General features: G+C 64.8%; 11 protein-coding genes. 9 read left to right on the top strand and 2 right to left on the bottom strand.

Going from position 1 to position 6739, the window contains the following annotated elements:
* The 9 genes from WC683_18615 to WC683_18655 form a co-directional block, all read left to right on the top strand.
* Positions 1-356, top strand: a 356-nt coding sequence (locus WC683_18615) for a pentapeptide repeat-containing protein (protein ID MFA4974623.1), incomplete at its 5' end; no start/stop codon positions are given.
* On the top strand, positions 353-694 hold the full coding sequence (locus WC683_18620; GenBank protein MFA4974624.1) for a hypothetical protein: 342 nt from the start codon (positions 353-355) through the stop codon (positions 692-694). The genes WC683_18615 and WC683_18620, both read left to right, overlap by 4 nt.
* Complete coding sequence (locus WC683_18625; GenBank protein MFA4974625.1) at positions 691-1029, top strand: hypothetical protein; 339 nt, start codon at positions 691-693, stop codon at positions 1027-1029. Before WC683_18620 ends, WC683_18625 begins: the two co-directional genes overlap by 4 nt.
* Positions 1022-1909, top strand: coding sequence for a hypothetical protein (locus WC683_18630; GenBank protein ID MFA4974626.1), 888 nt, complete (start codon positions 1022-1024; stop codon positions 1907-1909). Before WC683_18625 ends, WC683_18630 begins: the two co-directional genes overlap by 8 nt.
* A gap of 370 nt (positions 1910-2279) precedes the next feature.
* On the top strand, positions 2280-2576 hold the full coding sequence (locus tag WC683_18635; protein MFA4974627.1) for a hypothetical protein: 297 nt from the start codon (positions 2280-2282) through the stop codon (positions 2574-2576).
* An 83-nt stretch (positions 2577-2659) separates the two neighbouring features.
* Positions 2660-2848, top strand: a complete 189-nt coding sequence (locus WC683_18640; protein ID MFA4974628.1) for a hypothetical protein — start codon at positions 2660-2662, stop codon at positions 2846-2848.
* Positions 2849-2860: 12 nt separating this feature from the next.
* The gene (locus tag WC683_18645; protein MFA4974629.1) at positions 2861-3589 is read left to right on the top strand and encodes a hypothetical protein; all 729 of its coding nucleotides are present in this window, start codon (positions 2861-2863) and stop codon (positions 3587-3589) included.
* 7 nt (positions 3590-3596) lie between these two features.
* Entirely contained in the window at positions 3597-4106 is a 510-nt protein-coding gene (locus tag WC683_18650) for an ASCH domain-containing protein (GenBank protein MFA4974630.1), read from the top strand.
* A gap of 35 nt (positions 4107-4141) precedes the next feature.
* A complete protein-coding gene (locus WC683_18655; protein ID MFA4974631.1) occupies positions 4142-4285 on the top strand; it encodes a hypothetical protein in 144 nt (47 codons plus the stop codon).
* A 125-nt stretch (positions 4286-4410) separates the two neighbouring features.
* On the opposite strand, the gene WC683_18660 is transcribed toward WC683_18655, so the two are convergent.
* Both WC683_18660 and WC683_18665 read right to left on the bottom strand, forming a co-directional pair.
* Positions 4411-5445 (bottom strand): metallophosphoesterase, encoded by a 1035-nt coding sequence (locus WC683_18660; protein ID MFA4974632.1) that lies wholly within the window; start codon positions 5443-5445, stop codon positions 4411-4413.
* A gap of 8 nt (positions 5446-5453) precedes the next feature.
* Positions 5454-6704, bottom strand: coding sequence for a hypothetical protein (locus WC683_18665; protein MFA4974633.1), 1251 nt, complete (start codon positions 6702-6704; stop codon positions 5454-5456).
* Positions 6705-6739: the final 35 nt, after the last annotated feature.

Consider the following 6739-nt stretch of genomic DNA (forward strand, 5'->3'; position numbering starts at 1 on the left):
CCAAGCTGGGCGGGGCCAACCTGGAAGGGGCCAACCTCTACGGGGCCAACCTCTACAGGGCCAACCTGGAAGGGGCCAATCTACGCAGGGCCAACCTGGAAGGGGCCAATCTACGCAGGGCCAACCTGGAAGGGGCCAACCTGCAAGGGGCCAACCTGGAAGGGGCCAACCTGCAAGGGGCCAACCTGGAAGGGGCCAACCTGGAAGGGGCCAACCTCTACGGGGCCAACCTGCGCAGGGCCAACCTGGAAGGGGCCAACCTGCGCAGGGCCAACCTGGAAGGGGCCAACCTCTACGGGGCCAACCTGGAAGGGGCCAACCTCTACGGGGCCACCCTGGAAGGGGTTGAGAGATGAACACCTATGACATGCTTTGTGACGAGTACGCGCATGAGTGGGGCCTCAGCATGAGCGCCCACCCCGCGCCCGTTCCCGCCCCCGCGCCCGTTGTGGTGCGGCCTGCCGACGATGGCATTGACTACCGTGCCGGGCTGAATGACGTGCGCGGTAAGCTGGACGAGGCCGCCGAGCGGTGGATGTTCTTCCGGCACCTGTTCGCCGGAAAGACGCTGATGCAGAAGCTCGACGTGCTGATCAACTTGGCCGTCGAGGGCGAAGAGAATCCGCGCCTCAGGGCGCTGGTGCGCACGTATGGGCTGGAGCGGGATACCGCAGTCGCAGGGGGTGCATCGTGAGCATCGAGAGACGGGCATGGATGGAACCGCTGGAAGTGTCAGCGACTATGTGGCCGGAGCACCGCGTTACCGAAACGACGGCGCTGTTTCGAGACATCGCGCTGCGGCTGGAGCGCACGCCGGCGCGCAAGGCGCTCATCTATCCGTTCGACTCGCAGCAAGCCGCCAGACGCGCGCGCAAAAACGTGAGCACGATGTTCCGGGCGCGCATGGGCGGCGGGCGTGTCTCGCTGAGCGTCACCGATTACAATGGCAAGCCTGCGCTGTGGGTGAGGCGCGGGCCGCAGTGGGGCGCGAATGGCGTCCCGGTAGAGGAGGGAGAGGGAGATGAGTGACAAGGCACTCACAGTACAGACCGGGCTAGATTTGCGCTCGCTTGGCGAAGTGCTGGCGCGCAGCGGGTTCTTTAAGGACACGAAGGACGAAGCCCAGGCTATCGTCAAGGTGCTGGCCGGGCAGGAAATCGGATTCGGGCCGGTGGCTTCGATGACGGGCATCTACATCGTCAAGGGCAAGGTGTCATTATCGGCGAACCTCATGGGCGCGGCGGTGAAGCGCAGCGGTCGCTACAACTACCGCGTGCTGGAACTCACCGATGAGGCCGCCGAAATCGAGTTCTATGAGGATGGCAAAGCCATCGGGCGCTCGCGCTTTACGCTCCAGGACGCTCAGAAAGCCGGGCTGAATACCTCGGACAACTCGGACAACTGGCGCAAGTATCCGCGCAACATGCTGTTTGCGCGGGCGCTGTCCAATGGTGTGAAGTGGTATTGCCCAGACGTGACAGGTGGACCGGCCTATACGCCCGACGAGTTAGGCGCGCCGGTGGACGAAGATGGTAACGTCGTAGAAGGCGAGATCATCGAGCGTCCCGCCGCGCCTGTGTATCAGCCGAAGGGCGATCAGTCGCGCCGCATTCAGACCGGCCCGGTGCAAGCGCCGCCGGAGCCGCCCGACGACGAGCAGCAGGTGCAGCCTCTCAAGCCATCGGAAGTGGACGCGCTGATCGAGTACGCCCGTGAGTTGCGCCCCGACCTGGCGGACGCACCACGCGCGCACCTGTCCAACTCGTGCCTCAAAGCGTGCAAGCTGAACCAGTGGACAGATCCTATGCCTGGCGGCCTGGACGCGGCGAAGGCGGCGGTTGAGGCCCGCGCGCTGGCGAAGGCACAGGAAGTGCCCGACGAGCCCGCCCGCAATCCCGCGAAGAAGTGATCGCCCTGTCCAACAGCCCGCCGTCAACGCGGCGGCGGGCGCTTACTTTTACGGAGGTAGCAGTCAACTACTCCCCGCTAAAGCGGGGAGCTTGTCCCTGGCGCTACGCCGCTGAGGGCGCATCCGAGACGTGTGGCGGGTTGACAGCCGCCCGCCAGCCCGAAGACTGGCGCGAGTTGACGGAGGTTAGTCCGACGGTGGAGATTTTACGCACCGACCGAGTTCCTCGATGCAACCTCATATCGCCAGGTGTTAAGGTGCAAGCCGTTGCTCCACGAGGGAGTGCCTTGTCACTGATTATACCACAGAAAGGAGGAAGTCTCGCCTTCCTCCCCCGGCTAAAGCCGGGGGTCTCCGGCGAGTGATTTCTATGAACGCAGAGTTTCGTTACCTGAGCAACGGCGAAGTCTGGGCGCTCGACCCAGACGCACCGCACCGCCTCTACACCAGTGCGGGGATCGTGCTTGCCGTGTATCCTGGCACCCATGCCGGGCACCTCGTGGAAGAGGCCATCACCGACCGCTACTGCTACCCGGCTGGCGACGGCTGGGCGCGGGCGGGTGAGTGTCTCGACGAGAACGGGCTGGAGCGCTGGAAGTGGCGGCGCGAGTGGATGCCGGTACTGCGCAGTGCGCGCGGCACACGACGGAATGGGAACGGGGAATAGGGCAATGAGTGACACTCCCCACGCCTGAAGGCGGGGGCTTCCGCGCGGGTTTTTCTGGGTGAGAGAAGAGAGAGGAGAGGGAGATGACTAAGCTGCGGAAACTGATTGGATGGCGACTGTATCTGGTGCGCGCACGACTGGAAGAGAGGCTTGAGCGCGATTGCCCGGAATGTCTGGGGCGGGGAATCACGCCAGACGACCGCATCTGCCCGGCTTGTAACGGTCGCGGCTGGCAGCAGTGGCGGTTCGGCTGGAAGTCGGTGAAAGAGTGAGTGGAGAGGGAGATGGCCGAGATGTGGCACTTTATCGCAGACAACAAGCTGCGTGACGGCTCAGAGCCAGCGCCCGTGGGCGGCATGGAACGCTGGGACGGGCCGGTCGTGTTATGCGGAAGCGGGCTTCACGCTTGCCCGCGGGCGCTCGATGCACTGAAATATGCGCCAAGCGGTGCACCAAGCGGAACGATCCAGGTACGGCTGGTATTGCTTTCCGGCATCGTCCTGGCAGATGATGACAAGGCAGCAGCAAGCGAACGCCACATCCTGGCGAGCGCAGACTGCACCCGTGAACTTCACGAGTTCGCGCTGTGGTGTGCTGAATCCGTGCGTTACCTGATGGTGGATAGTCGCTCAACTACCGCGTTGACTGTTAAGCGCTCCTGGTTAGACGGTCAAGCGACAGACGACGAGTTGGCCGCAGCCTGGGACGCAGCCTGGGCCGCAGCCGAGGCCACAGTCAGGGCCGCAGTCGGGGACGCAGCCAGGGCCGCAGCCGAGGCCGCAGCCTGGGCCGCAGCCAGGGACGCAGCCGGGGCCGCAGTCAGGGCCGCAGTCGGGGACGCAGCCAGGGCCGCAGCCAGGGCCGCAGTCTGGGCCGCAGGCTGGGCCGCAGCCAGGGACGCAGCCGGGGCCGCAGTCTGGGCCGCAGGCTGGGACGCAGCCTGGGCGGCACAGAACGCCGAGCTGGAGCGCCGCCTGCACGAGAAATTAGGTGGTGAGGGGAGAGGGAGATGAGAGGGAGATGATCTTCCAACACACATGGCAACAGGTGCTCGACGGCACCAAGACGCAGACGCGGCGGCTACGGGCACAACCGCCTTACGTTGGCCGCACCTACGCCGTGCAGCCCGGACGCGGCAAGCCCGCTGTTGGTCGCATCCGCATCACAGCCATCCGGCAGCAGCGAGTGCAGGACATCACGGCAGAGGACGCGCTGGCTGAGGGCTTGGTTTGTCCCGACTGTAACAACGGATGGATAACTGTCTACAGCGCCACTGATATGTTTGGATGCAGTGAGGTTGAGTGCGGGCACGCGGGGCTGATCGACGAATACGCTCAGTTATGGGACACCATCCACACAAAACCCGGCACGCGCTGGGCAGATAATCCCCTCGTGTGGGTGCTAGAGTTCGAGCGGGTGGGCGAGGGTGAAACAGCGTGCTCGAAGTGCGGCGGGGCTGGCACGATTGGCCCTGGCATTTGTTCGCGCTGTGGGGGTGCCGGAGTTGGGTGCGTAAGTGATGAGAATTAGGATTCTCATAAGCGATACAGGAGGCTGATCTGATCATGCGAGACTTCATCAGATTGTACCGCGCCTACCGCCGCATGTGGCCCGGCGAACCCCGCTCCTACCATCTCCGCCTAGCCTGGAGCATCGCCCGCACTTTGCAGCGCATCTACGACGAGCAGAGCCGGGAGCATGGCCACTGATTTTCCTTCTGCGCACAATGCGACTCGCTTTCTGCCAGCCCCGCCCTCACCGGCGGGGCTTTTCTTTTTGCGCGCGTGCATTCATGCCCCGCCCCGCGTGCATTTAGCGCGTGCATTCCGTGCTTTTACGTCCGCGTCGCCTTCAGCCCAGCTACCAGCACGGGCCAGTTTGTCAGCGTTGGGTAGGGCGTGAACAGGTGCCCCACCCCACCCACCAGTAACACGAACCCGCGCGCCATCACCGGCATGTTGCTGTCTGTCAGCTTGACGTAGGCCATCTTGCTATCGTCGTGCAGCCCGCCCGCGTCTATGATGGTGTAGCGGTTCCAGGAGTCGCGCTGGACGCTTACGTGGTGCTGGTGGAATGAGAGCACGTTACTCTGATACTTCTGTGCCAGTTGATCAGCCAGGCGGCCCTTGATGCGGCTGTAGTTGCGCTGATGTGTTGCGCGCCACACCTGCCCGCCGCTTTCGATAATGGCGTGGCCGTAGGGTGAGACGTGCAGCTTGCCGCCCGCCGCATTCAGGATGTGGCCCAACATCGTCGCGCTGATGTTGCCGTTCGTGCGCTTCAGCAGGCGATGCTCGTGGTTGCCGAGCACGAGCACCATCTCCTCAAACCACCCGGCGAAGTGAGCCATCAGGCGCACGGCTATGCGCACTTCCGTTTCGAAGTCCGGCGGCGGCACAAGGTGCTCGAACTTGCTAAATGCCTCGAAGTTGCACAGGTCGCCGACGATCAGCAGACGGCGCATGTTCAGATCACGCGCCGTCTCCAGCATCCGCTCGGCCAGGGCGAAGTCGGTGGTTGGTAGGTGCAGGTCGCCGCACACTACCCAGTCGCCTGTCAGGTGCGGTTCGCCATCGAACACGGGCAAGCGCACGTCCGGCCCGGCCTCGTCAGTCAGCGCGCCGAACGTGTATTCGCGCACGCCAAACGACACGGCGACATCGCGGCCCCACCTCGCCTGCAAGCGCGGCCAGTCCCTCAGTACTGCCTTGACGCGGCCCTCGGTTGCCAGCGCCTCGTCATAACCCGCCGCGATGACTGCGGCGCGCTTATCGCGCCAGGTGCCCGCCGTTTCGATGCAGATGCGGGCGAACTTGTAACGGTCGGCTCCTATCAGCCGCTTGCCCTGCCCCTCAGGGAGTGTTGTCAATGGCTACCTCACTGTAGCGCAGCGACCAGGTCTGCCAATCGTCCGGCGAGGTTAGCCGCTATCCAATGCCCCAGGCCCGGTGGCCCGCTCATGTACCAGGCCGTCGCCACGTCTACCTGCGACCGGACCAGTCCCCACCAGGCGCGGATGTCGGCGAAGTCGGGCGGCTCTGAACCGTCGCCCCTCGCGTACTCGGTGATCACAATCGGCACCCCGCGCAGGTGGTGACGATACAACTCATAGCGGTACGTGGTGTATTGCGTGTAAGCGTCGCGCACCGCCAGCCCCGTGCCCACGCGCACCGGATAGGTGTTGACGCCCCAGATGACGACGATGGGCGCGTCGCGGTAGGCAGGTGCCAGCACGGGCACCCAATCCAACTCTGGCGCGCCCGGATTCCAGACTATCGGCACCAGCGCCCGCACGCCCCGCCCTGCTGCTGTCTGTGCTGCTGCGCGCACCCAATCGCGCGCCCACGTCGCTGAAGGCCATGTACACTCGTTCGCCCCGACTAGTGCATGAGATTGCCGCCCCACTTCATTCACAACCGCGTTTGTGAACTGCTCAGCACTCACAACGGGCGAAAGCGTCATATCAGGGCAGTCCGGCACTCCGGCAGCGCGTAGCAGCACGAACCATCCATTCGCCAGCAGAAGCTCGGCGGTGTAGGGTTCGCCGTACACCAGAGAGGCGGGTTGCCCCGCCCCTCGCACTTGCGCTCCAAAGCGCAGTAATTCGTCTCGATTCGCACCAGGCCCCGCCCACACTCCCGGCAGCGCCCGCACGATGGGGTTCGGCGGCTGCACGCCGCTTGGGTAGCCGGGCAGTTCGATGCAGAATTCTAGCGTCTCCGCCGTGAACGTCACCCACCAGGATGTCCCCTGCCGCACGACAAACCAGCCGAAAGCGTTGCGCGACCAGAGATAGCCCTCGGCGCTGGTGAACTCCGTCACCGCTACCAGACTGCCCGCCGGGATGGGGCTGGACGGGGTGCGCGCGGCGCTGGTGCTCGGTGCGGTGCGCTCGTTGATTGCTGTACCGCCCAGCTTGACGATGCAGTTGCCCTTCTCTGCCGTGGGCCTCGGCGTCGTAGTCGCCGTCGGCGTGGGCAGCGTGACTTCCTGCGTCGGCGTCGGGCTGGCGGGCGGCAGCGTCGCGGTAGGCGTCACCGTCGCCGTCGGCGTGAGGCTGGGCAGCGGCGTGCCAGTCGGCGACGGCACCAGCGGGCGGACGCTGACACGGTAGCTGGCATCATCCACGGTGACAACGAACGAACACCCGGCGAGCAGTAGCG

Source organism: bacterium (genome assembly GCA_041648665.1).
Taxonomy (GTDB): Bacteria; UBA10199; UBA10199; order 2-02-FULL-44-16; family JAAZCA01; genus JAFGMW01.

Bases quoted from the DNA above. Each gene is read 5' to 3' on its own strand.
- WC683_18620 (MFA4974624.1), top strand. From the start codon at position 353: ATGAACACCTATGACATGCTTTGTGACGAGTACGCGCATGAGTGGGGC.
- WC683_18640 (MFA4974628.1), top strand. From the start codon at position 2,660: ATGACTAAGCTGCGGAAACTGATTGGATGGCGACTGTATCTGGTGCGC.
- WC683_18655 (MFA4974631.1), top strand. From the start codon at position 4,142: ATGCGAGACTTCATCAGATTGTACCGCGCCTACCGCCGCATGTGGCCC.
- WC683_18630 (MFA4974626.1), top strand. From the start codon at position 1,022: ATGAGTGACAAGGCACTCACAGTACAGACCGGGCTAGATTTGCGCTCG.
- WC683_18635 (MFA4974627.1), top strand. From the start codon at position 2,280: ATGAACGCAGAGTTTCGTTACCTGAGCAACGGCGAAGTCTGGGCGCTC.
- WC683_18650 (MFA4974630.1), top strand. From the start codon at position 3,597: ATGATCTTCCAACACACATGGCAACAGGTGCTCGACGGCACCAAGACG.
- WC683_18645 (MFA4974629.1), top strand. From the start codon at position 2,861: ATGGCCGAGATGTGGCACTTTATCGCAGACAACAAGCTGCGTGACGGC.